Here is a 25,957-nt window from a genome sequence, read left to right as displayed (position 1 = left end):
ACACTAAATACGGTTTTGCAAGTTATTTTAGGATTTTATTTTTTTAAATTTTAAAATAAGATGTTTTTTCTTATATTTTATAATCCAATAATTCTTCGTAAACATTTCCTTTTAAGCCTAATAGCAAGCCAAAAGCAGGTTCGGTTTTTAGACCATTTTCTTTTAGATTAATAATCTGTAATCGGAAGTTTTCGTCTCTTGAGCTTAAAATTTGGTGTTCAATCACCATATGTCTGTAGCCATTTTGAAGTTCTGTCGGAATATTTTGTCCGAAGATTTCAATTTCAAAAGCGTCGATGAAGAAGTTTGCAATAACAGATTCTTGGTTATTGATCAAATCTTCGCGAATCGAAAAAAGATTTTCATTTCCGAAGAATTGATTTATTTTTTCTATAAAATCAGATTTATTTTTCCAATAGCAGACAATATCCAAATCGCTGTTTTCAATATCAATATTGATCGGAATGGTACCAACAAGAATTGGATCAAACTCAGCAAGATTTTCTAGAACTTTATAATGGGTTAAAACATCAAATGCCGCTTGCTGTTTTGGTGTTCCAGTTTGTAAATATGATAAATCTTTGAAATTAATCATTTCTAATGCTGTTTTTTTCTTCGTTTATTTCTTGTTCCAATCTTTTATTGATATCGATTTTGGCATTCGTGAAAACAAAAATTGTAGCGAGGTGTCCTCTAGCGTATTGATTGGTGACTTGACCGCCAATAACAGCCGTTTCAAAATACGGACTTGTTTCTTTCATTTCTTTGTCGTTTTCTTCAAAATCCTTAACGCGTATAAGGTTTTTGTACGGAATGCTGAGGTCAAACCAATTCAGATAATCGGCGTTGAAAGAGACTGCTTTGATTCCTTTTTTAGTGTAATAATTAATCGCTCCGGCTTGCCCGTAGTTATCGCAAAGCACTATAGTTTCTTTTTGATTTGGCAGTAAAGCATAAAGCGAATCTGTTTTTCTAGCCAATTCTTTCCAACCCAGCATATCGGCAAAATCCTGAGGTAAATGATGGTCCTTTCCGTCTTCCCAGCGAAGCAATCCCAGTTTTTTGTAAGGCTCTGAATGCGCAACCATGTATTCTGGACTTTTATTAGGAAAAGCAACATGGTAAAGAGGTATAAAAAGCAACAATGGAATGAGAATAAAAACAGGTTTTAGAAAACGCTTCCATCCCTTATCTAGAATTTCAGCAATATAAACTGCTCCAAAAGCAATGTAAATAGGATAAAGTCCGATGGCGTAATATGCTTTTGCTTTGAAATAAATGAAAATTAAAAGTGTGAAAACAAATGCAGCAAAAAAGAGCTGGTATTTTTTGAACGGTTTATAAAATAAAACCGCGTAAAGTCCGAACAAAATAACGGGTAATCCACCGATAAAGAATAGAAGCTGTTCTTTTAGAAAATCACCTAAATCAACATTTACTAATTGTGTTTCGGCTAATTCTTTCATGTGATGCACAATCGGAAAATGATTGCTGTACTGCCAATAAAGATTGGGTAGAATGAGAATCAATCCTAAAATCAAGGCAAAATAAAACTCTTTTTTTGCGAGTATTTTTCGTTGCTTGGAAAGTAAAATTGCGGGAATTAATCCGAGTAGCGAAAACATGATATTATATTTGTTCAGGAAACCGAAGGCGAAAATTACTCCTCCAAAATAAAGCCATTTCGTTTTTTCGGAAGTCAGATATTGAATCAAAACATAATAAAGTGCCGTCCAGCATAAAACGTCAAAAGAGTTGGGCTGATAAAGCATGTTTAAACGCAAAAGACACGAAAGCAAAACACATATTCCTCCAAGAATTAAAGCGTATAGATTACCTTTTAAAAGTTCTATAGTTTTCCAGACAATTAAAAGTGTGAGTGCGCCAAATAGGGCAGGGAAGAACTTGATCCAGAAAACCGAATTTCCAAGCTTCAGAATAAGATACGAAAACCAAGAAGTAACGGGCGGAACAGATAAATATCCCCAAGCCAAATGATGCGCTTGATCGAGATGTAGATATTCATCGCGCTGCAAATCGTATTCGGGACTAATTAATACATATTGCAAAATGAATTTTAAAAGTATAAATCCGAATAGAATTAGGTTCTTTTTGGTCATTTGGTTCTGTTTTTTGATTGAGATTGATAATATACAGCTAATATATTATTTATTTTGAATTAAAGGTAAACAGATGAATTGTAGGGAAATAACAAAAGCTTCAGAATGTTCTGAAGCTTTTGTTTTTTTATGCTTTTTAGAAAATTATTCCTCTACAGCAGTTTCAAATTCCATGTGATCGACAATTTCTGCCTCTGGTTTTTCTGGTTTAGAAGCTTTTAAAGCATTAAATCTTTCTAGCATTTCAGTTTCGCCTTCTTCACCGCTGAAATAAGGAAAAACATCCATAATGGCCGTTTCTGTAATAGCCGGAATAGAATATTCGCCCATTGTATTTTTCATTATATGAAGTGTATTGTCAAAAGCTTCGCGCACGTCATTTGCCTGAACTAGCATATACATGCTTGTTTTTCTCTCTTTTCCGCTTTCTTCATCATAAGCAATCAAAGTGATTTTAGATTTAAACCATCTGTCTGCATTTTCAAAAGGGTGAATTTCAGCATAATTTGCCACTTTAATAGCCGTGATTTTAAATTCTTCACTAGTATAAGCGGCCATCTCTTCGGTCATTCTTTTTTCAGCTTCTGTATACGACAAAGCGTCAACCAAATAAGGCTCGGTTAAAACTTTTTGCCCACCAGTTTCATCTGTTTTTCTATATTTTACTTTGCATTCGTACCAAGTTGCGCTCATCTCTTTAAAATTTTTAAGGATGCCAAAGATAAATTTTACAGCAAAATAAACCGTTAAATCTTCAAATAGATATTCACAATTTTGGCAGATTTTTGATAACGTTTTGATGTTCTGAAAGTTGTGATTTTGTTAAATGATTTATTTTCATTACCAAAAAATAAAAATATTCTGGCTCTTATTTTAGATTTCAAATTATTGCAAAACAATTGTTCGAAAAAAAGATAATTTTTTAAATCCAAAAAATCAATTTGTTCGTAAGTGTCCTTAACAATGGCTGGGAAATGAGGTAAATTCAAATGGTATTGGTTTTTGGAGCATATTGAATCTTACTGCATTTCCAGCTATTTTTTTATATAAATATTAAAAATAAAAGGTTGGGAAAATTAAACGTTCAAAAGTTGCAAGAGACTTTAAAGTATCTGGAAACAAAACAGCGCGAATTAAAAAGACAAAATCAAAATGATACGCGAAGCTTGGAATCGATGATTAAATATTTGAAAAAAGATATGCTAGAACAGCATAGTTTGTCAGATCATCATCAATTGATAAAACAAGAAATCAAAGACACTGAAAGTTTTATTGAAAACGTCAAAAACATTATTAAAATCAATTCTTAAAATAGTTTTTTATTGTAAAATTTTACTTTTATTCCAACTTGAATTTTTCGTTTTTACAGTCCAGAATTAATTTGTGATTGAGGAAAATCTTGTTGCCTATCATTCCTTGCATTCCAGAACGCTTCATTAAGAATTTTTGCAGTTCTGAAGTTCCTTCTATGTAAGTAACTTCAGAAAGGTCTAAGATTGCTTTTTCGAATTGTATTTTCTTTTTCGCGGAAGCGGAATAAACACTCAAGGTATTTCCCCACGAATTTCCTTTTTCGGTTTTAATAACGCTGTTTTTATTGCGGTATTTCTGCCAGATTTCTTTTGTCGTGATCAGTTCATAACCGCTTGTTCCAGTATCGTATAATAATTTTAGATTTTCATTTTCGATAATTGAAGGAATTAAAATTTTACGTTTTTTGAACTCAAAATCAGTAAAATTTTCTTTTTTGATTTTTTTTACAAAAGAACATTGATTGTTTTTAAAATCTAAAACTGTAATTCGTTTTTCTAATAAGTCGGTTCCGATTGTGCCGATTATATTTTCGGCTTTTGAATACTCAAAATTGACTTTTTTGCCATAATTCAGAATTTCAAAAGTCTCAGAAACAATATTCATATTTTGAATTTTGAAAGCTGCTGAAATCTCATTTTCTTCTGAATTCATTTTAATCTGATTGGGAAATTTTTCAGCAATCGATTCTAATGACTTTTTGTAGAAAACTGTAGTTGCCGAACCCGAGTCAAATTGCATGTAAAAAGTTTGATCGATTCCGTTAATTTTTATTGGCAAAAGAAGTGCGGAATGTGAGTTTTCATTGCTAGAAATCCATTTCATCGGAATTTTTTCGGCAATTCCATTAACTTTCAAATAATTCTCTGGCGGTGTGAATTTCTTTTGAAAATAAAGATATCCTCCCAAAAAAAGGAAAACGATAATAATTAAAAATGCGGCTGTGATTTTCTTAACTAATTTCATGTCTAATTTTTCTGCAAGATTCGGGTTTCCTTTCCGTTTTTCGTGCAAAAACAATACGACAGTTTTACGCCATTTTTATGACTTTGTTTATAAGAAATTGTTTTTCAGTTTGATAGCTAATTGCTGTTTTTGGTTTAAACTGATTCCGTTTACAATTACAATTACTAATTTTAAACAAAGAATAGTAAGCAGAGGAACTAAAAATAATGGAAATTTTAGCGAAAATGCACTTTGAAGAAACGGACTTATAATCAGTAAAAGAGAAAGGATCAGGCTTAAAACAATTTGAACGCTTACAATTTGTTTTCCGATTTCTTTATTTGCAGCATCTGTGGTTTTATATGTTAAGATTAAAGGGAAAATAATACTCCCGAACGGAATAATAAGTCCTGGCAAAACTGAAAGATTAATGATTTTAGCTCTTTCGATTGGAGTATTTTCTTTTTTGAAAATGAGATTTTCAGGATTGGTTTCTAGGGCTTCGGCGATGGTTTTTAGGGTAAAACCTTTTAGACTGTTTCCAGCCTCAATTCTCTGAATAGTTCGCAATGAAAGACCCGATTTTTCGGCAAGTTCATTTTGAGTCATGTTTTTTTCTTCTCTCAAAAATTTAACGTTATTCTTCATTGTTCTGAATTGTGGTATCGAAGCTAAATTATGAAAAAAACTTTTGATGAAAACAACATAATAAAACCTTGCAATTACAGGCAAATTCGAAGTTTTAATAAAAAATTAAGTTTTTTTCTTTAACAAAAATTACTAACTTGTTGTGAAATAAATTATTCCTTTAATGTTATTGTCATAAAATTTTCCAATTATGCGAGTATCCGTTGTTCGAAAAAATATAAAATTTGCCCCAGATTCCAGAAGAGTTGTTGCCCGATATTTTATGAATGGGCAAGAAAGAACCCAGCAAATGGTGGTTCGGATTATGATGCTGGACGAAAAACAAGTCTTGCAGACTTTGGAACAGACACTTCGCGAATTTGCGAGAAGACATCGAAATATTTCAGCGGTATTTTTTAGACACTGTGAGCGAATTAGGCCTATAATAGAAGGAATGCAGATTGATTATGATGGATTGTCTTTAGACCGAAAAATGCTGATTGGTTCTTATTGCACAATGGAATATGCGATAGAATCTGCTGCGATTTTTAATCCTTCTATTGTAGAAGATTTTGATCAGACTGGATTGGAAGCAGGAGAAAAACGAGTAATTATTTCTTTTCGCGCAACTGGTGAAGGCCATATTTCGTCGATTGTTTTTAGAAGAGGAATTTTGGATCGCAATAATGATCTGCACATTATGAAAATCGGAAGTCATATTGATCAGGCAGAGATTGAACATAAAACCTTATTTAATAAAGAGCGATTTTTAACCAAATTGTATGAAATGCATACAACGGACAAATATATTGCTCAGATTATGCAGGATCTTCCCGAAGAATTTGAATTTGCAGTACTTAAAAACACACTGATTGAGGCTTTAAAAGATCCTTTGATACGTGAAGAAAGAAAAGTGGCGCTACAAGAAATATTGTGGCTGGCGAACTCTTTTTATGATTTGCAGTTCAAACACGATTCGGATATTACAGAACGTGTTATATTTCCGATTTCAGACTCCGAAAGTCGCGGAATAGAAGATGCTCGTTTTGTGCGTTTTGTTGATGATAATGATTCTGTTCGAGTTATGGCAACTTACACGGCGTATAACGGACATACAATTCTACCGAAGTTAATTTCTACCGAAGATTTTTATAGTTTTAGAGTAATGCCACTTCATGGAGAAGGAGCACAGAATAAAAATCTGGCTTTATTTCCTAGAAAAATAAAAGGCAAATATGCTATGCTGGCGAGAATTGACGGTGTAAATAATTACATTATGTACTCTGATAGGGTAACGCAATGGAATACGCCTGTTTTACTCCAAAAACCTAAGTTTACTTGGGAACTCACACAAATAGGAAATTGCGGATCGCCTCTTTGGACAGAAGAAGGCTGGCTCGTGATTACGCATGGAGTAGGAACGATGAGACGTTATTGTATTGGTGCATCGCTGTTTGATCTCGACGATCCTTCAAAAGAAATAGGAAGACTTTCAGAACCTTTGCTTTCACCTTTAGAGGATGAGCGTGAAGGCTATGTGCCAAATGTGGTATATTCTTGCGGGGCAATAATTCATAACAGCAGCTTAATTCTACCTTATGCCGTATCAGATTATTCCTCAACTTATGCAGTAGTTGATTTGGTAGAATTGCTCGATGCACTTAAGAAAAGTAAGTAAACCGTCTTTGATTTAAACACATAGAAACATAGTCCATTCGCGAAAGGACGGGATTAAAAAGGCGTTTCACTAATTTAAATTCACATAGCTTATCCATGTGTGGAAATTTGTTTCTTTTGCCTCCTTTTTCGAGCTAAAGTCTATGTTTCTATGTGTCTAAATGTATTATTACCTTTTGTTGAGGTTTGGAATTTTTTCAATTAGATTTTTCCAATATCGTTTTGGCATGTGTTTGATATGAAGTTTGGTGTTTTTTCTCGATTCGATATTGACACTGCTGAAATAGTTGCGCCATAAATTCTGGAAAAACTCCTCGTTTTCATCATTTATTTCAGCTAAAAAACTAGAAGAATTAGATTCAAACTGCATTTCGACTGTTGAGACATTTTCAAGATCATAATAAATTCCGTATCGACGTTTGGAGTCATAAATGAGCCAGCGCTGATCGGCGTAACGGTTTTTAAAATGCTGTTCAATAAGTGGTAAAACATCGCAATCTGGTTCTACGATGGCATAATACAAATCGTCTTTTGTTAGTTTAAAACGAACAAAAGCTTTCATTCTATGGCTTTCTTTACCTGTTAAATGAGCAGCTTTTTTTACATTTAATACTTCGCTTCGGCTTAAATCTCCTTCGATATTGATGGGACTTGAAAAAGCATATTGTACAAAACGAAATAAGATTTCTTCAATCTTATCCAATTCAGATAAAAAGGCAAAATAAATATTCTTAAAACCGTTTGTAGAAAGACGCTGCTCGAGACCATTCAACACCCGATTTGCTTTAGTGCTGTCATTTGTTACAAAATGAATGTTTGAAAAAAGTAACGAATTGGAGCTTTCTTCCTTTGCAAAAACAACATCTTTTAGTTTGTATTCGTAGATTTCAAAAACGGCGGTAAGCCAGCCTTCGAAACTTCCGTCGTAAATTATCTGTGTCATTTGAATTAAAATAAAGGAAGCTGGTTCGAAAAATCATTCTTGTATTTGCTGTTCTGCAAATTCAAAATCTGACTTTTTATCTGGATTGAAGTCAAATCTTTCTGCATATAAAAAGGCGACGAAAAAGCTAAAAAGTATTTGGAACGGTTATAGGCAATTCCTAATTTCTTTAAATCTTCGGGCTGTAATCTCTTGAAGTTTCTGGCAGCAACAATTTTTTTAGCGCTCAGAAAACCAATTCCAGGAATACGCTGAATCAATTCTAAATCAGCCGTATTAATATCAACCGGAAATTGATCTAGATTTCGCAAAGCCCACCCTAATTTAGGATCAATATCCAGATCGAGATTCGGCTGATCAAAACCGACAATTTCGTTTACGTTAAATCCGTAATAACGAATGAGCCAATCGGCCTGATACAGACGGTTTTCTCGAATCATCGGAACAGGAGTTCCAATCGCGGGAAGTCTGTTGTCATGGCTTATGGGCACATAACCAGAATAATACACGCGACGCATTTTCATTTGTTCGTAAAAATAATTGGCCATTCCGAGAATTTCCATGTCGTTTTCTTTTGTAGCTCCAATTACCATTTGTGTGCTTTGCCCTGCGGGAGCAAAAAGGGGTGTTTTATAATTGGCTTTTTTCTCTTCTTGATAACCAACGATTTCATTTTTAAGATATTCCATTGGCTTAATAACGTCGGCATGATTTTTATCTGGAGCCAAGAGTTTAAGGCTTTGTTCTGTCGGCATTTCGACATTTACGCTTAAGCGATCGGCATATAATCCGGCTTCTTTCAACAATTCTTCGCTGGCTCCTGGAATTGCTTTTAAATGAATATAGCCATTAAAATTTTCTTCTAATCTAAGTTTTTTTACAATTCTCACCAAACGCTCCATCGTATAATCGGGATTATCAAAAATTCCAGAACTCAGAAATAAGCCTTCAATGTAATTTCTTCTGTAAAAACCAATCGTTAAATCTACAACTTCCTGTACAGTAAAAGCGGCACGTTTGATGTCGTTACTTTTTCGGCTCACACAATAAGCGCAGTCAAAAATGCAATGATTGGTAAGCAGAATTTTCAACAAAGAAACGCAGCGTCCGTCTTCGGTAAAGGCATGACAAATGCCACCTCCAGTGTCGCCTAACCCTTTGTTTTTGTTCTTGCGCGTGCTCTGTCCCGATGAACAAGAAACATCATATTTGGCTGCATCTGCTAAAATCGCCAATTTTTCCATTACTCTGTCCTGTACCATTTTGCTCTTTTTTAGTTGTTTTGGAAATGAAAATTCAATCTTTCAAAGCTAGGAATTCATGCTAAAAAAGAAGAGGAAGAGGCTGTTCTAAATTGTATCAATTTTTTTAAGAAGTCATTTTCGTATTAAAATTTTAATTAAATTTAAAACCCTGAAAAACAGGTATAAATACGGGGTCGTAAATTGTCAAAACTATTTACATTCGCCCCAATCGAAAAACTGATTTCCCCCCTTAACATTAGTTTTTCAGATTTAGGAGTATTAGCAGAAATTAAGAACAAACGGCTAAAACAATGAAATTTGTAAAAGGACAAGATGTTTCCTACACAGCATTGAGTGGGAGATCTTATAAGGGTACCATTATCGAAAGAAAAATGGATTTTAAAAAGGGGTTTATAATAAAATCGACTTCAAAAGAAAGAGATTTTCATTATCTCATTGAAATACAAAAAAACGGCACGACCGAGAAAATTCTTTGTGCCGAAAATCATCTTAAATTATTGGAAAAGAAAAAGCGTTCAGTAAAGAAAGCGGCTTAATTATAGGCAGCTAAATTCTCTGTAGAAAAGTTTTTACAATACTCTCTTATCAATTCTCTAACGGATCTAAATTGTTCTGTAATTTCAGCATCTGTTCCTGTTGCTTTGGCAGGATCAGGAAAGTTGTAATGAAATTTAACTGCTTTTGTTGGAAAAAATGGACAGCGCTCTTTAGCATTATCGCAAACCGTAATTACAAAATCGAAATCAATATTGGCGTATTCATCAATATTATTAGAAGTATGATTTGAAATGTCTATTCCATCTTCTTTCATTATCGAAATAGCTTTTGGGTTTACTCCATGAGTTTCGATTCCCGCGCTATATACGTCAGCTTTATTTTGGGCAAAAAATCTCATATAGCCTTCTGCAATCTGACTTCTGCAGCTATTTCCAGTACAAAGTATTAGTATTTTCTTTTTCATTTTTAACAGCATCCTGAATTTGGAGTACAGCAAGAAGCGCTTTCATTATTCAATTCAATAAAATTAAGCTTTTGCTTTTCTGCTGGAATGTCGCATGAATCTTGTGCTAAGCAAGCCGTTGTTTTGTTTTTTAAGAGAAACGATTTTCCGTTAAAACCTAAATCATATTTTCCAATTGTATCATTTTGATATTCAACTTCAATTTCAAAATCTTCTATATTTAACTTGTCTTCTGAGAGTTTAATAATGTGTAATAATTTGGAAGGCTTTAATCGATGTTCAAAATCATTGGCGTTCCAAAGCTGAAAGTTTACAACTTTTTCAGTTCTAATAACGCCTCCACAATCAATAAAATGCTTTGTAACAATTCCAACTTCTGTAACATGAAAATGTTCGGGTACAAAAGTTCCATTTTCTAATTGAAACTCAACATTGTCCAATGTTGGTAAAATCTGTTTTATTTCTGATAATTTCATCTTGTTTTTATTTATTGGTTAAATGCAATATTACGATAGACTTTGTCAAAAAAAATGTTTTAGCAACATTTTGATTTTGATATAGTTTGTGTGATTTTTAAGAAATAGGAGTTTAAAATATCAATTGTTTTTTCATCAATGCAATAACAAATAGTATTTCCTGAAATACTTCCTTTAATAATGCCAGCATTTTTTAACTCTTTTAAATGTTGAGAGATGGTAGGCTGGGCAAGAGGCAGTTCATTCACAATATCACCGCAAATGCATTCGTTTACTTTTAATAAATATTCGATAATAGCAATTCTTGCAGGATGCCCTAAAGCTTTAGCGATAATAGCGATCTGATTTTGTGCGTCTGTAAAATGTTCTGTCTTAGTTACTCCCATTTTTTTTGTTTTACAATATTGCAATATTACGATATTGTTTTGAAGGAGAAAATTTTTTAACAGATTAATTTGATTTAAAAAACAAAAGCTCCAGATTTCTCTGAAGCTTTATTATATTTTTAGAAAAGAAAATACTTAGAAATTAGTATTGATCTTTTTTGAACGATCGGCAATAAAAGAGATTAACCAAATAACCTGTCCTTCTTTTACAAAGTAAACTTTCTTTGTTGCTAAATCTGGAATACTTTCTAGACAAGTTACAAGAATGTTGTTTGCAGAAATCAGGTATTTTTGGTCGTAAGTGCTTAAAACTCTAGCCGCTTCTTTGTTTGTTTTGGCAAGGTTAGTAAACTTACTGAAGTTATTTTTAAGAATAGCATCGTAATCAATTACATCCTGAAGAGTTAAAGCAACATAGTGATCTTTGTTAACCTCTTCGTCAAAGAAAAGAGTAGAAAACGCCCAAACAGCACCGCCAGATAAATATAATTTATCTTTTTTTGCTAGAGGTGGATTGGCATCAAATAATTCTTTGGTCTTTTTACGCAGAATTACATTATAGTCAAAAGATTTTTCCTGATAAGTTGACATGTCGTTTACTTGGCTTTTATTTACCACTGTTTTTTCTACAGCATCAGTAAGCGTCATTGTTCCGAAACTAAGCTCTAAAGGAATAAACTCTAGTTTTCCGTCTTTTAGTTCGTCGATATAACCTCCTTTTGTTGTTTGCGCACCAATATCAAGAAGGAAAGCATTGGCAAAATCAACCGGCGGAATAGCACCTTTAACAAGCGTTTTTGCTTCTTCGTTTACATCTAATATTTCTAATTGTTTTCCAGTTAAAAGGGCAATTTTTTTCTTTAAAACATCTACGTTACGCGCAGAAGCAAAAACAGGAGCCGCTACAACAAAAATGTTTTCTTCAAGAATTTTGTTTTCAGCTTTAATTTTCTGCAATTGGTTGGTAACCGTAACAGTAGTTTTAGTGATATCTTCCTGAGTAAGTTCGCCATTAGCAGTAATATGGTCAGCAAACGGAATTCTCTCTGTCCAGAAAGAAAGGATTTTATAATCGGCTTTTCTGATGTTGCTTACGTCAATAACAGAAACTTTTATAGCTCTACGTCCGATTTCGATTCCGGCGTAAACACTTTTTTGAGAGAATAAAGTAACGGAAAAAAATAAAGTTAAAAGTGTAAGAAGTAAAATTTGGGGGTTGTGTTTGTTTTGCATTGTATTGATTTGCGGTTATAATATAAATTGAAATTTTAAAATAGTTCTTAGTTGATTTTAAATGAAAATACGTTTGTTGCCATTGATATAACGTAAATAAAACCACTAAATTTTAAAGCTGCAAATTTATGAAAAACATCTGCTAAATAGAAAGCTCCTGATTAAGAAAATATTATTTTAATCAAGGAAAAGAGGTGCTAATATGCAAAATATTGAAAATTATTGTCGGAAATAGAATAATTTGTGTGGAGAATTGTTGTTGCTGGTTTTTTTGAAGTGTGAAAAAGTAGCTTATGGAGCAAAAATTATTTAGCTTAAATAAAGAGAAAAGAATTTCAATTCTAAACATTTGTGAAAACTTCAAAATAAAGCTCAGGCAAGATTATTTTAATTTCCTGAGAAGTTTCTTCCTTAAACCAGTACAATATGAAATTTACATTTGCACTTTTTAGCTCGTAATTTTTAGCTTTCATTTCCTCAATTTTGGTGATAAATTGCTTTGAAAACTTTAATACAGATTGTCCGTTAGAATTTAAGCATTCGTTTCCATTTATATGCAGTTTATCGCCAGATATTAGTTGAGAAACTAAACTCTGCCTGTCAATAAAAAAGTCAAGCCAGATGTCTTTCAAAGTGGTATGGACGGCAATTTTATCAGGAGAAGCGTAAATTTCATTATCGTCTATTTTTTCCAGATTTTCGGCGGTCAAATGATGAAGATAATTTGCATTGAGATGAACATGTAAATTACGTTTAGTTCTGGTCATTGCAACATACAATTGACGTTTAGCTTCATCGGAGTCTTGATTAAAATTTTCAAGTAAGAGGAATACATTATCAAACTCTTTTCCTTTGGCTTTATGGATCGTTGAAACAAACATTGTTTCAACATTTTGACTATAAAAATCCTCCAGTTTGGATTCTCGTATTAAAACTTCTAAATCAGATTTGTACTTTTTATTAGGATTAGTGTTTTCAAAATCTTTGATGAGATTAAGGCAAACTTCTAGTTTATTACTATAACGAAAAGTGTTTTTAAGCTCTTCTTTGGCAGTATTCCAGATATCATCACTAATGATGTAAATATCTGGGCCTAAATCAACTTTGCTTAAAAAAAATCGAACCTCAACTAGATTGCATAAATTAAAGCCATCATTAGATTGTATTAGTTTTGCTTTAATGCCATTTTTTAAAAGCAGTCCTGCAACTTTTATAGATTCCTCGTTGGTTTTTGTGAGTATGCATGTAGTTCCAGAAAGATCTGTGTTGCCGGCCTCAGTTACCAGAGGCGTAATCAGATTGGCGTTTTGATACTTAACAATCTTGATTTTTCCGTTATCGGTTTGAGTGGCAATAATCGGAGTTTCTTTTAAACGGTGTCGAATTTGTCGGACATATTGATTTGTGAATTCGATTAAATTACGTTTGCTACGGTAATTTTCAACCAATTCATGTTTGATGGCATTGTTTTCATTAATAAACTGTTCAAGATATTTAGAACTAGCCCCTCTAAACTCATAAATATTTTGGTCATCATCTCCTACTGCTATAACTCTCATTTCATCATTCTGTTCCATCAATGCGTTTATGAGAGCGAACTCATCTGCATTCATGTCCTGAGCTTCATCAATCACTAAAACAGTCTTGGTGATTTTATTGGCTTCAACATCACCATTTTTAATTCTTTCAACAGTAGTGTTTAAAATAGCTGTCGATTTTTCTACAGTACCAACTTTACCTAAAAGATCGAAACAGTAAGAATGAAATGTTTTGATTTCGATAAAATTTGCAGCATTGCCAATTAGATCTAATAAGCGTTTTTTAAATTCGGTAGCTGCAGCTCTTGAAAAAGTAAGCATGAGCAACTGTTCATGCTTTACGTCTTCCATTAGCAATAGCGAGGCAAGTTTGTGAACTAAAACTTTTGTTTTTCCACTGCCTGGGCCAGCAGCTACAACTATATGCCTTGCTTCATTATCATTAATAATCTTCAATTGCGTAGGAGATAATTCGCCAAATAGCTGCCTGAATTTTGCGGGAGTAATATTCCGTTTAATTTCATTTTGTCTGCTGCCTTTAAAATATTTGTTCAAAAATGAATCATAATTCAGATGGAAATAATCTTCCACAAACTGAAGCGCGTTTTTGTAATCGTCAATCATTCTTTGAGCATACTCGCCCACAATATGAATTTGCTGCACTTTACTTTCGTAAAATTGATCAAGCTTTTGATAATCGTCTTTTGTGTATTGTTTTTTATTATTTTGTTCCGTTCGTTCAATGGTTAAAGCATTGTAAACAACAAGAAAACCGCCTTCTATCTTTATTGCCTCGATTCGAGAAAGGTAAAACAGGGTATCTTCAATATCATAAATACTTATTTCTTTTTTGAAAAGGTTGTCGCTGTTTTCATAAGCAAACTTTAATTCATGAACCGAGAACTCAACTAGAATTTCTTCTTTTTCTTCCTGATCTTTTGCAATGTTCTTCATTTTATTGTCATAGAAAAAAGCAGTAATAAAATTGGCAAGTTCATGGCGTTTTTCAAGCTTCTCTTTCAACTCTTTCTTATTTTGAAGGCAGAGTAAGGCAATATGGTTTTTATTGTGTTTTAAATTTTTCCTTTTAATCCAGTTTTTAATACACCAAAAATTAATTATCGTTTTTATTTTATTAGTGTTTACATTTTCACAGCCATATTTTTCAGCATCTTCGTTCAATTCTTTCAAATTAAAAACACTTTCTTCTTCCTTAAAGAGCGGAAAGAAAAAGTTTTCAATTTTACTGTATGTTTCTACGATGGCAAGAGAACGGTTTTTATGCTCTGTTTTCTTTATAAAAGCAGTTAAATCTTTAGCATCGGCCAAAATGTTTTCTTCTCGTAATAAGTTAATTATATTAATAACTTCTTCTCGTACAATTCCCAAATGGTCGCTAATATAATCTACCCTTGATTCGGCAGTTTCATTGCTAGATTCTTTTTTGCTTCTGCTTGAAAAAAGTTTCTTTATAATTCGTACACCTTGTTCCTTTTGCTTTTCTTCAAATTTTTCTGAAGAGTTTATTTTATCAATAGCCTTCTGAGCATTTTCAGATAAAATACTGCTGGCAAAAATTCTTGGCGTATTTTGTCCGCGTTTAAGATATCCAGCATCTTCCAAGGCCGCTATTGCTGTCGTGACTCTTGTTTCTATTTCTACAACACTATCATCCCAGCCTGCTTTTCTGGCTATTTCCAATGCAGAATTAGATACTTTAGAACGAAATCGAGTAATGTCTTTTATCGCTTTCCAAATCTGCTGAATTTCCCTTATTGAAAGTTTGGTTTGGTTTAGTAGAATGAAGTGCTTGCTGAGGTCTTCTTCATTAAACAGCACAAAACAATCTGCTGAAATATTTTCGTCTCGACCTGCGCGCCCTGCTTCCTGAATATAGTTTTCGAGTGAATCTGAAATTTCGTAATGAATAACCAAACCCACGTCTTTTTTATCTACTCCCATGCCAAATGCAGAAGTAGCCACCATAATTTGAGTTTCTCCACTTAAAAATGCATTCTGGTTTTCGGTTTTATCCTTTTTATCCATTTTACCATGATATGGTTTTGCATTAAAACCATCTTTTACCAGCTGTTCGGCAAGTTTATAAGCTCTAATTGTTCTAGATACATAGATAATTGTCGGACATTTTTTCTCTTCAATCAAATCTCTGACGGTCAGATATTTTTCGTCTTCGTTTTGCTTTTCAAAAACCTTGTATTGAAGATTTGTCCTCGCTGCTTTTGAAGTGAATACTTCAAGATTTATCGATAACTTTTCATTAAAATAATCCCGAATATCTTCAATTACTTTCTGTTTTGCTGTTGCGGTAAAGCACGAAACGGGTATGCTATCTTCAAGGTTTTTCTTTTCTTGAATTAATTTTATAAAATCTCCAATGTAGAGATAGTCAACTCTGAAATCTTGTCCCCAAGATGAAAAACAATGAGCTTCATCAATCACAAATCGGGCAATCGTTCTGCCTAAAATCAGTTTTTCGATAGTTGTGGAACGCAATGATTCTGGAGAGATATATAGAATAGAAGCAGATCCATTTTCAATTCTTTCCAATGATTTAGCTCTTTCAATCGGGTTCAATAATCCGTTTATAGTTACCGCCTCGGTTATTCCATTTTTTTCAAGGTTGTCAACCTGGTCTTTCATTAACGACTGAAGAGGTGAAATTACAATGGTGAGCCCTTTATAGTTTTCAGCGCTCATAAGAGCAGGAACCTGAAATGTAATTGATTTTCCGCCACCTGTTGGGAAAACAGCTAGTACCGATTTATTGTTAACTGCTGCTTTAACTGCTTTTTCCTGAAGTGGTTCACCACCATAGGTGCGGTATGAATTAAAGCCAAAGAATTTGCTTAATCCTTTAAATATATCTAGTGCATTGTTGCAGTAATTACATCCAGTTAAGCAGGGCTTACTTCGTAATAATAACATGATCCGTTCGACTTCGGGATAGTTTTTAAGAACCCACGGAGGCGTAATGGAGTGAAGCTTTTTATGAACTATAAATGAATTAATCAGCGAAAGACAATAGGCCAATTCTATAGGATGTTCAGCTATTATTCTAGCTAAATCTGAATGTTCACAAATTTCATCTCTGAATTTTGATCTAATAATAATTTCTACTCGAGAGTTTGTACTGCTATAATTTATAAACCGAAAAAACGCGCCAAATTCTTTTGTTGGATTTAATAAAAGCCAGAAGATTTCTTTAAGCGTTTCATCTGTTTGCCAAAATTCAGCAACTTCGCTATTAAATAAATCACGTGCTTTTATAGAATCGTTTACGGGGTTATTTCTTTCTTCTGTCTGAAGTTTATCATCTTTTACTAAGGAATGATAAGGTATTGTTGGAAACAGTAATGCTGACAGATGTAAGGTGTCAATTATGTTGGAAGAATTGATGCCAGCTTGCTGAACTGCGTTTCCTATGTATTTTATATCATGATTTAAAATGTTGTGGCCGCAGATATATTCGCTTCCTTTCAAAAACTGAGTAAAATTGTCTAAAGAGGTCTGATGAAATAAATTGCCGTCTTCCTTCATTGCACCCAAATCAAGAATTTTGCCTCTTAATTGTTCAATTTCGGTATCAATAAATGTAATTAAGCGGGTACTATTTTGTTCATCTATTAGCATTCAACTTAACAAGATTATGTTTTGATTTCTTTTGAGAAATAAATATGCAAATGTTTAAAGGAGAGGATGATATATAGCTAATGTAGTGTTTAATTTCTAAATTTAAAAGATTTGCATTAAAATAAGTTTTTTTTGTATTAAATAAAATTTATTTTAAAACAAAAAAACTCCAGAGTTATCTAGAGTTATCTATCGTGGATTTTTAATGTTTTGTTTAAGAATGCTCAGTGCAAAAGTATGTTTCCAAAAGATTCAAAGTTGTTTCATAAGTCGGTTTTAGTCTCACTTTTGCAACCAGCCACGATAAGAAACTCATGATTAAAATATCTTTAGGTCCGTTTTGCGCTGATATTATAAAATCTTCAATTGCTTTTTGAAATTTTGGAGTTCGAATAATTTCGGGTTTCAATACATATTGTTCTACAAATAAAAGATAATGTACGACACGTTCTTCGTTTACAGTTAAAAGATATTTTTTATAGCGTCGTTTAAAGCTTTTTATTCGCGATAAAGCCAGTTCTGTATTTTCTTGCTGAATGTGCAGAAGCAGTTCGACTAGACACTTTTTTATTGCCCAGTCAATTCCCATTTTCTTTTCGTACCAACTGTCAGTATGGTTTAATTTTGTCATTTCTTTAGCGGCTTTAGCTCCTGCATTTTGCTGGACATAAAAAACAATAAGCATGAGACGAATGTCATTTATGTCATTAGGATCTGCTTTTTTGTTTGAGGAAAGCGCTTTTTCAGCAATTTCTATAGCTTTTTCAGCATTGCCAAGATAATTTTGATTAAAAGCCAGCAATAAAAAATACCTGAGACAGAAACGCTGATAATATTTTCCAGATTGTTTTTGAAGTTCGGTAGACATCAAATCAAGATAATTCAGAGATTCGGTAAACTGGCCGCTACGAAAATAAAAGTTTGCGATAAAATACAAGATGTAGATGTGATAGTATAAATGTCGGTCTTTTAGTTCGTTTTTTTTACTGATAAAATGATAGCTTTTAATGACAAAAGGCTGTATGAGAGAAAAATCATTGTTTATAGAGGCATACTCGTTAGCAATAAATAATATTTGGTACAGAGATTTAAAAGTTAATCCCTGTTTTAATGATATTCCATGCGTTTCGATGGTGTTTTTTATAAGTGCCTGAAAATCGACTATTCGCCCCTCGTGGTGAATAGCAGCAAGTTCACGACGTAAAACAGCATAACCTAAATTGAGCTGTTCTTCATATTCGAGCTGTTTTTTATTTGCTTTAAACTTCTGGATTATTTTTTCAATTGGTTCTGAGAGATTAAAATGCGCAAATTGAATCTGAGTCTGATAGATTTCATTTAGAAGACTAAAATGCTCAATACTCAATGCGATTTCTTCGGCTTTTGCCAAGCATTTAAAAGCTGTTTTTGTGAGTTTATGTTCAAAGAACAAGCGACTTACAACAATAAGACGAAGAACTGCATTTTCTTGCGAAGTATCATTTTCAAAACTCCGATTCGCCATAAAATCAATCATGCTATCGTAAAGCCTTTTTCTAAGCGCATGATACGCATCGCTACTTTTTTTGCCTTCTAGAAAATTATTTTTAAGTTTTATATCATCAGTTTTTAAGAAGTTGAATAAATCTATATTTCTTGTGTCTTTGCGTTTATTCTTTTTTGATAGATAACTTATGAATGCCTTTTTTTCAGTTTCATTCATCATATTGGCTATTTCTTGCAGTGCATTCATAATTGCGGTTTTAGGAAGATAAAAATAGTAAAATGTATTTTTATATCGTCAGTTTTTTAAATAAATTGATTTTCACAACTTCTCATTCATTCAGACATTTGCTTCATAATTATAAAACATAAAATTATGGAACCGCTAAAACCAAATGAATCAAACAACAATTCAGAATCAAAAAATGCAAGATCAAACAATGGATATCCTTTAAAGCCGAGTGTCGCTTTTGTGGGCGCATCGTGGATGACTTTACTTATAGGGATGACCTCATATTGTATTGGACTTTATAATTCGGATATGGCTTACAACGAAAAAGGATATTATTTCACCATTCTTCTCTTTGGTCTTTTCTCAGTAATTTCAGTCCAAAAAAGCGTACGTGACAGGCTAGAAGGAATACCCGTAACCGATTTATATTATAGTATAAGCTGGTTTAGTACGATCGCTTCGATAGTATTATTAATAATTGGTCTTTGGAATGCCCAACTACTACTAAGCGAAAAGGGATTCTTCGGAATGTCATTTGTATTGGGCTTATTTTCTGCACTTGCTGTTCAGAAAAATACCAGAGACCTGAAACAATTTGAATCGGCTAATGTATAGTTTTTAGCGGGCCTCATTACTGTCACATATTTGTGCAGTTTTGGGGTTTTCTAAACTTTAGAATAATTGAACAAAAGGCTTCAGAGAAATCTGAAGCTTTTGTTTTTAGTAGCCGTAATGAATCAATTTCAAAACTAGTATTAATGATTCAACAAAATATTCATTATCTTTGCAAGATGTTAAATACTTCATTTAAATCGGATTTTGTATCGTAAACAATTTGTATTTCATGTACAAATTGTCCTTTCATTTATTCTCGGGTAACTCTATTCGAGGATAATCTCTATTATATCAATTAAGTTTTAATTCTACATACAACGATGATTGCATTGCTATGCTTTCACGTGTATGCTATATACGTTAAGAAAATATTGATAAGGAACTTATGAAGCCAAGCTATACTATTAAGTATAAAGAACGCTGTGGCTATGTGTTTTACAATACAAAAAAGTTATAACAATGAATTATTTACATATTTATGGCTGGAACGATAAGTTGAACCAGCTCAAACAACAATCTTTATATAAAAATCTTTCTCATGGTCGCGTGTCCATCGTACACAGAACATGCTACGAAATTATTTCTGAAAAAGGACTGTTTCAATGTGAACTCTCTGGAAACATGATGTTTGGTAAATCAGACTTTGAATTGCCTTGCGTAGGCGATTGGGTTGTTTTTCAGCCATTTGATGAGAATAAAGGAATTATAGTTGATCTATTGCCTCGTGAGCGGACATTGCATCGCAAGAAAAGCGGAACTATAGCCGACAGACAGGTCATTGCGTCGTATGTCGATAAGGCATTTATTGTGCAGGGTTTGGACGATAATTTTAATGTTCGTCGAGTAGAACGCTTCATGATTCAGATATTGGAAGAAAATATTAGTCCCGTATTGGTTCTAAATAAAGCCGATTTGGGTTTTGATGAACAGAAAGTGAACGAATCAATTAAGCATATCGCGCGTCAGATACCTGTATTTTTCACCAGTATTCATGAACCTCAAACGATTGTTCAGTTGCGGGAATCTATTAAGGAAGGCGAAACTGTGGTCTTTGTCGGGTCTTCGGGTGTGGGGAAAAGTTCTTTGGTTAATGCACTTTGCGAAAAGTCGTTACTGCTTACGTCTGATATAAGTGAATCTACAGGAAAAGGACGGCACACTTCGACTCGTCGTGAAATGATATCGATGGACGGTTCTGGCGTTTTAATTGACACTCCTGGTGTTCGCGAATTTGGATTGGCTATTGATAATTCCGATTCGATTGCAGAAATGTTAGAGATTTCCGACTATGAAGAATTATGCCGTTTTAAAGATTGTACACATACCAATGAACCTGAATGTGCCGTTCTGGAAGCAGTGAATAATGGCATGTTAGATGGTAAGATATATGAAAGTTATTTGAAACTTCAACGAGAAGCATGGCATTTTTCGACTTCAAATCATGAAAAACGAAAAAAAGACAAGTCTTTTTCAAAGCTCATAGATGAAGTAAAGAAACGCAAAACAAATTTTTAATATCTATTTAAATGGTGTGGGGATTTTTTGAATGCTCACACCATTACATTTTGTGTTTTCTTCTGTTAGCGAGTGCTTCGCTCGTGAATGTAATGAATGAAAAAGTTTCATCTAAAAAGTACAGAAACAAAAAAAGCTTCAGGGAAATCTGGAGCTTTTTGTTTTCCAATTGAATTTATTTCATCCTCTTTGCAAATAAATCAATATTTCTATTCAATTGTTAAATTTTGAAAAATGTGGTTTTACGTAAGGAATTTTCGTTCAAATAATTAATATTTGTATATGAGTTATATTTTGATAAATGGAAAATAACAAGTTGATTTTTAATTAATAAAATTTATGGAAATACCTTCTGGATTAAAGCCAATACTGATTGCTATTTATATTTTGGGATTTGTATACCTGTCGGGATATGCAATTGGACAATTTTTGAAGTAATTGTAATGTTCAGGATATTCTGAACTAGCCTTTTTTAATAACAAATTAATGTTTAATGTAAATAATTTAAATATGATAAAAGAAAGTGAAAAAAGAAAAATTTGGTTTCTATTGGGACTAATGTTGTTTTGTCTAATTGTTTCAATATGGGTGTTTGAAAAAGGGGAACTTTTGGGAGCCACCTTGGCAAAATAATTGCAAAATTTGTAATGATAGTTCCTAAAGGCTTGAACCCATTAGAACTTGCCAACTTCGATAGTTTGCTTTATGAAAGATATATACACAATTTCAAAAATAAGAAATAGTATTCTTGGACTTAGAGATTGGGAACTCGTTTTGCTTATACTTCTTCTGAATTTTTTAAATAATTATATATTCTCTGTTGTTTCAGATCTCTTCGATATTTCTTTAAGCAAAGGATTTGATGATAATTACACGATTAAAGAAAAAATAGTTCTATTTGTTGTGGTTGCTCCTCTTATTGAAACTCTATTGTTTCAGTACCTTGTCATCGAGATTTGTAAGAGTTTTAAAATGAGATTGAAATATTGTTGCTTCATATCTGCTTTTGTTTTTGCATCATTTCATCTGTATAATGTTTTTTATTTTTTGTTTGCTTTTACTGGAGGATTGTTGTTTGCTTTTTTATATATAAAAGGCAACAGTCAAAAAAAGGCAATATTATTGCCATTGGTAGCGCATACTATATATAATGGTTCTGTTTTTATTATTAAAACATATTTAACTTAGAATAATTTTTAATCATCACAAAAAAAAATACCACTCGTAAGTGGTATTTTTTTGTGATTAATATTCTAGAAAAAGAAGTAACCAACAGAAACTTTAAATATGTTTTGAACAGAATATCTTCTTTTAAAGCTTAAGAAATTTAGATGCCAGTGTTATTCATTATGTATTTCTTTTCTGAATAGTTAGTACCATCTATTAACCAAAGTTTTTATTTCCAATTTCGCATTTTCAAGAATTGAATTTAATTGGTCTCTATTTTGGTCAACCCCAAAAGCTGAAATCTGTTCTGAATAGATACCCATAAAATCAAAATTTTGTTTTATTGTAGATGAAGCAAATTCCTTGATATTGTCGGAATTATTATAATCGAATCCACTAACCACTATTGATAACGCTTTTTTATCTTTACAAAGACCACTAAAACCTGTTTCAGGACTAAAAGAAAATGTCTTATCACTTACGACAATAGCATCTATCCATGCCTTTACTGTTGCTGGCATTGTAAAATTGTAAATAGGAAAAGCCAATACAATATTATCAGCAGCAATAACTTCATCTATAAGTTTATGATGATTAGATAGAGTTAAGAGTTCCATTTCTGAAAAGTCTCTTTTGCCCATATTCCATTCCATTATTAAATTTAAATTTTTCTCTAATAATAATTCTGGTGGAGTTTCAGCTAAATTTAAATGTTTTATTTCTGTTTTTCCTTTTGCTAGTTCCACAAACTCATCAAATAAAATTTGGGTGTAAGAGCCTTTTCTAGGTGTGTAGTTTATTGCTAATGTTTTTGTCATTTCTTATTATTTAAATAGTTTATTACTAATGATTTGTCGTTTTTTTTACAAATATAGAATCAACACATTGATAATTTTAATTATTTTTGTTTGCCTATTTATAATATATGTTATGATTAATTTAGAATGGTTGAGGACTTTTAGTGCTATATATGAATGTAATAATATAACAGAAGCTTCAAAAAAATTAAATATGACTCAACCTGGAGTCAGTAAACATTTATCTGCCCTAGAAAGTCATGTTGGAAAAAAACTATTTGAAAGAACTACTCGGAAATTAGCACCTACCGAATATGGGAAATTTTTATATTCACAAATTAACAATCCATTAAGTGAATTAGAAAAAGTAGAATATTATTCGAGTCAAAGAACAAAAAAACAGCGATTTGCAATAACAATTGGTTGTACCACAGACTTTTTCAAGAAAGAATTAATACATCACATTTATACTTTTGATATGTATATAGTGACCCAATTTGGAAATGAAAAAGAATTGATTGAAGCTCTTGAAATGGAAAAAATTCAATTATTGGTTGGAATAAAAAAACACGATACTTACGACCATCAATTCACATACTTAAAGAATGAAGAGTTAGAATTAATTTGCTCCAATTCTATTGTTATTCCAGAGAATATTGAAAAAAATGACAAGCAATTCATCACGTGGCTACAAAATCAAACTTGGTTTACATATGACAATGACCAAAATGATATAAAAAAGTTCTGGGATTCTAGATTTAATACTAATCCTAGAATAGTTTCAAGATATATTCTACCCTCTTATTTGGACATAATAGAAATTTTAAAAAATAATAGCGGATTTAGTATAGTTCCTAAATATTTATGTGATGAAGAGTTAGATAAAAAATTAATTAAAGCCCCCATTAAGTCTGCTAAAATAATAGAGCAAAAACTATTTTATTCATTCAAGCTGAAGAATAGGAACTTGAAAGAAATTAACCTTTTTATAGAAAAGATGAAACAAACTAATTTACAACCTTGTTAAATTACACGCTGACGTGAGCGTCTCGCTCGTGAACAAGCAAAGTAAACAATAAAAGTTCCAGATTTCTCTGAAGCTTTTATTGTTTTAGAGGGAACAGGAGTAGAATCTGTATCGCTGCGGAGAAATCAATTAAACTAAAATTTCTTTTGATGATTGATGATAAAAAACTATATTTTTGAAATGAAATTAATAATCAATTGGCGGAATAATTTATTATAAAAAGTAACAAATAAAATATGAAAATTGTCGATAATGAACAAACTTGGAAAGGTTCCTTTTCATACTTGGAAGGTTATGATATTATTGATAGTTATATAAATGTGTTATTCGAAATGAATTTGACTTTTGATGGTGATTCATTTGTGGGAACCACAATCGATTCAGAATCTGAAAATATCATCACAGAACCGATTCTGGTAAAAGGATTTATTGAAAATGATCAAATTAGTTTCGTAGTAAATTATCCATATCACTACTATAAAGACGAAAATAATAAAATTTTGATTGATAAAAATTTGAGTCACCCTAATATAGAATATCTCGGATTTTATGATCAAGTTGAGAAAAAATTTTTCGGAACGTGGGAAATGATTATTTCTACTGAAAAAATAACAGAAGAAGAGTATATAGAAGAAGTTGCAAGTGGAGGATTTGAAATTTACAGAGATAAATAATTTTTAAGTTTATTCGATTTGAATGATGATATCGAGGTTTAGAATCTATGTTTTTATAGGATGTACAGTTATTATAAATTTGTTTTTTTTAAATAATATACAGGCTCAGAAAAAAGAAAAAAGAGATACGCTGTATTTTAAAATAGATAATTCCTATCTTTTTGAAACAAAGAATATTCCTAAAACCTTTTTTATTAAAGATAGAAATGGACACACCGAATTTTGTTTTCAAGAAGCTGAAATTTTGTTTGATTTAAAACCTATGGAAGTCTTGGATTTAAAATATTTTATTAGGAATTCAAAATTCTTTATAAATGAAGGGATAATATCTTTAGATATAAAAGGGCTTATGGATTTTATGAAAAATTATAAAATTATTTTAATAAGGGAAGGTGAAGGAAAGACCGATTATATTAAAGTAAATATTTCAATTATGATTTTCGGATAGTGTCAGGATAAATTTTAAACCTCAAAATAATTTGTTTAAACTGAGTAAAGTACTTTAAAACAAAAAGCTTCAGAGAAATCTGAGGCTTTTTGTTTTAGTACTGGCGACAGGACTCGAGTTTCTGTCGAATATGAGCTTTCTTATTAATTCAAAAAAAAACACCACTTTGTTTAAAGTGGTGTTTTGTTAGTAGCGGGAACAGGACTCGAACCTGTGACCTTCGGGGCGTTTATTTCTTGAATATAATTTTCATTTTTATCTACAATTGGAACTGAAACTGAAAGATTATGAGTTTTGAGTAAATTTAGAAGTTTTAATTCTTGCTCAATTTCAACTTTTGTTCTCCAATTGTGACAATAAACTCGGACAACATATTTTCTATTCTTGTTAAACATAAAATATGTATGATTCACTCCCGTTCTAAAAAGTTCACATTTAAAATTATCTTCTAAATTATATTTTTCGCTAATAAATTCTCCTAATTCATTTTGTGACAATATTGAAGCAATTACTGAAAAAGTTTTCATTTATTTTTAGAGTTGAGTTTGGATTTAATTATGGCTAATTCACGGATTGGAGAAAGTTAGCCGTTTTTAATTGTTTGTAAATGTTTATTAATTTATTTACCCTGCTCTCGAAGTGTTCTTGTAAAAAGCTGTGCGAATGTCTCTGACTTCGCACCCGCAATCTAAATCAAATTTTACAATAAACAAAAAAAGCTTCAGATTTCTCTGAAGCTTTTACTTGTAGCCCTAACGGGACAATTCTCGAACCATTTTACAAATGATTTAAGAAGAATAAATATAATTAATGATAAAGAGAATAATTTGTTTTTAACAGGTATAGAAAACAGACATCTTACTTTTT

24 protein-coding genes are annotated in these 25,957 nt (G+C 32.1%); 9 read left to right on the top strand and 15 right to left on the bottom strand.

Annotated elements, in window-relative coordinates:
* Window positions 1-70 precede the first annotated feature (70 nt).
* The 3 genes from AC3E9W_RS21490 to AC3E9W_RS21480 form a co-directional block, all read right to left on the bottom strand.
* The gene (locus AC3E9W_RS21490; protein ID WP_488769970.1) at window positions 71-595 is read right to left on the bottom strand and encodes a DUF4269 domain-containing protein; all 525 of its coding nucleotides are present in this window, start codon (window positions 593-595) and stop codon (window positions 71-73) included.
* Window positions 588-2,120 (bottom strand): glycosyltransferase family 39 protein, encoded by a 1,533-nt coding sequence (locus AC3E9W_RS21485; protein WP_488769969.1) that lies wholly within the window; start codon window positions 2,118-2,120, stop codon window positions 588-590. Before AC3E9W_RS21485 ends, AC3E9W_RS21490 begins: the two co-directional genes overlap by 8 nt.
* Window positions 2,121-2,264: 144 nt before the next feature.
* Complete coding sequence (locus tag AC3E9W_RS21480; protein ID WP_306158432.1) at window positions 2,265-2,813, bottom strand: DUF4494 domain-containing protein; 549 nt, start codon at window positions 2,811-2,813, stop codon at window positions 2,265-2,267.
* 374 nt (window positions 2,814-3,187) lie between these two features.
* Between AC3E9W_RS21480 and AC3E9W_RS21475 the strand changes: the two genes are divergently transcribed.
* Window positions 3,188-3,430, top strand: a complete 243-nt coding sequence (locus AC3E9W_RS21475) for a hypothetical protein (protein WP_488769968.1) — start codon at window positions 3,188-3,190, stop codon at window positions 3,428-3,430.
* 28 nt (window positions 3,431-3,458) lie between these two features.
* Here AC3E9W_RS21475 and AC3E9W_RS21470 read toward each other — a convergent pair whose 3' ends face one another.
* Together AC3E9W_RS21470 and AC3E9W_RS21465 are read right to left on the bottom strand one after the other, a co-directional pair.
* On the bottom strand, window positions 3,459-4,397 hold the full coding sequence (locus tag AC3E9W_RS21470; protein WP_488769967.1) for a hypothetical protein: 939 nt from the start codon (window positions 4,395-4,397) through the stop codon (window positions 3,459-3,461).
* A gap of 87 nt (window positions 4,398-4,484) precedes the next feature.
* Window positions 4,485-5,024, bottom strand: a complete 540-nt coding sequence (locus AC3E9W_RS21465) for a helix-turn-helix domain-containing protein (RefSeq protein WP_488769966.1) — start codon at window positions 5,022-5,024, stop codon at window positions 4,485-4,487.
* Window positions 5,025-5,214: 190 nt separating this feature from the next.
* Here AC3E9W_RS21465 and AC3E9W_RS21460 point away from each other — a divergent pair, with 190 nt between their 5' ends.
* On the top strand, window positions 5,215-6,681 hold the full coding sequence (locus tag AC3E9W_RS21460; RefSeq protein WP_456893941.1) for a glycoside hydrolase family 130 protein: 1,467 nt from the start codon (window positions 5,215-5,217) through the stop codon (window positions 6,679-6,681).
* 168 nt (window positions 6,682-6,849) lie between these two features.
* On the opposite strand, the gene AC3E9W_RS21455 is transcribed toward AC3E9W_RS21460, so the two are convergent.
* Together AC3E9W_RS21455 and AC3E9W_RS21450 are read right to left on the bottom strand one after the other, a co-directional pair.
* Window positions 6,850-7,623, bottom strand: a complete 774-nt coding sequence (locus AC3E9W_RS21455) for a TIGR03915 family putative DNA repair protein (protein WP_488769965.1) — start codon at window positions 7,621-7,623, stop codon at window positions 6,850-6,852.
* A 5-nt stretch (window positions 7,624-7,628) separates the two neighbouring features.
* Window positions 7,629-8,885: a putative DNA modification/repair radical SAM protein gene (locus AC3E9W_RS21450; protein ID WP_488769964.1), complete on the bottom strand. Its 1,257-nt coding sequence runs from the start codon at window positions 8,883-8,885 to the stop codon at window positions 7,629-7,631.
* A 293-nt stretch (window positions 8,886-9,178) separates the two neighbouring features.
* On the opposite strand from AC3E9W_RS21450, the gene AC3E9W_RS21445 reads away from it, so the two are divergent.
* A complete protein-coding gene (locus AC3E9W_RS21445) occupies window positions 9,179-9,424 on the top strand; it encodes a hypothetical protein (RefSeq protein WP_306158444.1) in 246 nt (81 codons plus the stop codon).
* On the opposite strand, the gene AC3E9W_RS21440 is transcribed toward AC3E9W_RS21445, so the two are convergent.
* The 6 genes from AC3E9W_RS21440 to AC3E9W_RS21415 form a co-directional block, all read right to left on the bottom strand.
* Window positions 9,421-9,849 (bottom strand): arsenate reductase ArsC, encoded by a 429-nt coding sequence (locus tag AC3E9W_RS21440; RefSeq protein ID WP_488769963.1) that lies wholly within the window; start codon window positions 9,847-9,849, stop codon window positions 9,421-9,423. The two genes, AC3E9W_RS21445 and AC3E9W_RS21440, sit on opposite strands and share 4 nt — an antisense overlap.
* A 2-nt stretch (window positions 9,850-9,851) precedes the next feature.
* A complete protein-coding gene (locus tag AC3E9W_RS21435; protein ID WP_488769962.1) occupies window positions 9,852-10,325 on the bottom strand; it encodes a DUF6428 family protein in 474 nt (157 codons plus the stop codon).
* A gap of 59 nt (window positions 10,326-10,384) precedes the next feature.
* Complete coding sequence (locus tag AC3E9W_RS21430) at window positions 10,385-10,711, bottom strand: ArsR/SmtB family transcription factor (protein WP_488769961.1); 327 nt, start codon at window positions 10,709-10,711, stop codon at window positions 10,385-10,387.
* A gap of 135 nt (window positions 10,712-10,846) precedes the next feature.
* Window positions 10,847-11,944, bottom strand: a complete 1,098-nt coding sequence (locus AC3E9W_RS21425) for a Ppx/GppA phosphatase family protein (protein ID WP_488769960.1) — start codon at window positions 11,942-11,944, stop codon at window positions 10,847-10,849.
* A 341-nt stretch (window positions 11,945-12,285) separates the two neighbouring features.
* A complete protein-coding gene (locus AC3E9W_RS21420; RefSeq protein ID WP_488769959.1) occupies window positions 12,286-17,133 on the bottom strand; it encodes a RecQ family ATP-dependent DNA helicase in 4,848 nt (1,615 codons plus the stop codon).
* Between the two features lie 214 nt (window positions 17,134-17,347).
* A complete protein-coding gene (locus tag AC3E9W_RS21415; RefSeq protein ID WP_488769958.1) occupies window positions 17,348-18,865 on the bottom strand; it encodes a tetratricopeptide repeat protein in 1,518 nt (505 codons plus the stop codon).
* A 126-nt stretch (window positions 18,866-18,991) separates the two neighbouring features.
* Here AC3E9W_RS21415 and yiaA point away from each other — a divergent pair, with 126 nt between their 5' ends.
* The 3 genes from yiaA to AC3E9W_RS21400 all read left to right on the top strand — a co-directional run bounded on the left by yiaA (window position 18,992) and on the right by AC3E9W_RS21400 (window position 22,165).
* Window positions 18,992-19,462 (top strand): inner membrane protein YiaA, encoded by a 471-nt coding sequence (gene yiaA, locus AC3E9W_RS21410; RefSeq protein WP_488769957.1) that lies wholly within the window; start codon window positions 18,992-18,994, stop codon window positions 19,460-19,462.
* 459 nt (window positions 19,463-19,921) lie between these two features.
* Entirely contained in the window at window positions 19,922-20,977 is a 1,056-nt protein-coding gene (gene rsgA / locus AC3E9W_RS21405; protein WP_488769956.1) for a ribosome small subunit-dependent GTPase A, read from the top strand.
* Between the two features lie 705 nt (window positions 20,978-21,682).
* The gene (locus AC3E9W_RS21400; RefSeq protein WP_488769955.1) at window positions 21,683-22,165 is read left to right on the top strand and encodes a CPBP family intramembrane glutamic endopeptidase; all 483 of its coding nucleotides are present in this window, start codon (window positions 21,683-21,685) and stop codon (window positions 22,163-22,165) included.
* A gap of 182 nt (window positions 22,166-22,347) precedes the next feature.
* Here the strand turns inward: AC3E9W_RS21400 and AC3E9W_RS21395 are convergent, their stop codons facing one another.
* The gene (locus AC3E9W_RS21395; protein ID WP_488769954.1) at window positions 22,348-22,962 is read right to left on the bottom strand and encodes an NAD(P)H-dependent oxidoreductase; all 615 of its coding nucleotides are present in this window, start codon (window positions 22,960-22,962) and stop codon (window positions 22,348-22,350) included.
* A 112-nt stretch (window positions 22,963-23,074) separates the two neighbouring features.
* Here AC3E9W_RS21395 and AC3E9W_RS21390 point away from each other — a divergent pair, with 112 nt between their 5' ends.
* The 3 genes from AC3E9W_RS21390 to AC3E9W_RS21380 all read left to right on the top strand — a co-directional run bounded on the left by AC3E9W_RS21390 (window position 23,075) and on the right by AC3E9W_RS21380 (window position 25,090).
* Entirely contained in the window at window positions 23,075-23,968 is an 894-nt protein-coding gene (locus tag AC3E9W_RS21390; RefSeq protein ID WP_488769953.1) for a LysR family transcriptional regulator, read from the top strand.
* Window positions 23,969-24,204: 236 nt separating this feature from the next.
* The gene (locus AC3E9W_RS21385) at window positions 24,205-24,642 is read left to right on the top strand and encodes a hypothetical protein (RefSeq protein WP_488769952.1); all 438 of its coding nucleotides are present in this window, start codon (window positions 24,205-24,207) and stop codon (window positions 24,640-24,642) included.
* A gap of 22 nt (window positions 24,643-24,664) precedes the next feature.
* Entirely contained in the window at window positions 24,665-25,090 is a 426-nt protein-coding gene (locus tag AC3E9W_RS21380) for a hypothetical protein (RefSeq protein WP_488769951.1), read from the top strand.
* Between the two features lie 170 nt (window positions 25,091-25,260).
* Here the strand turns inward: AC3E9W_RS21380 and AC3E9W_RS21375 are convergent, their stop codons facing one another.
* Window positions 25,261-25,617, bottom strand: coding sequence for a hypothetical protein (locus tag AC3E9W_RS21375; protein WP_488769950.1), 357 nt, complete (start codon window positions 25,615-25,617; stop codon window positions 25,261-25,263).
* Window positions 25,618-25,957: the final 340 nt, after the last annotated feature.

It is taken from the genome of Flavobacterium sp. 38, from assembly GCF_057799715.1.
The sequence above is the reverse complement of the archived record's forward strand: the minus strand, read 5'-3'. Positions and strand labels throughout refer to the sequence as shown.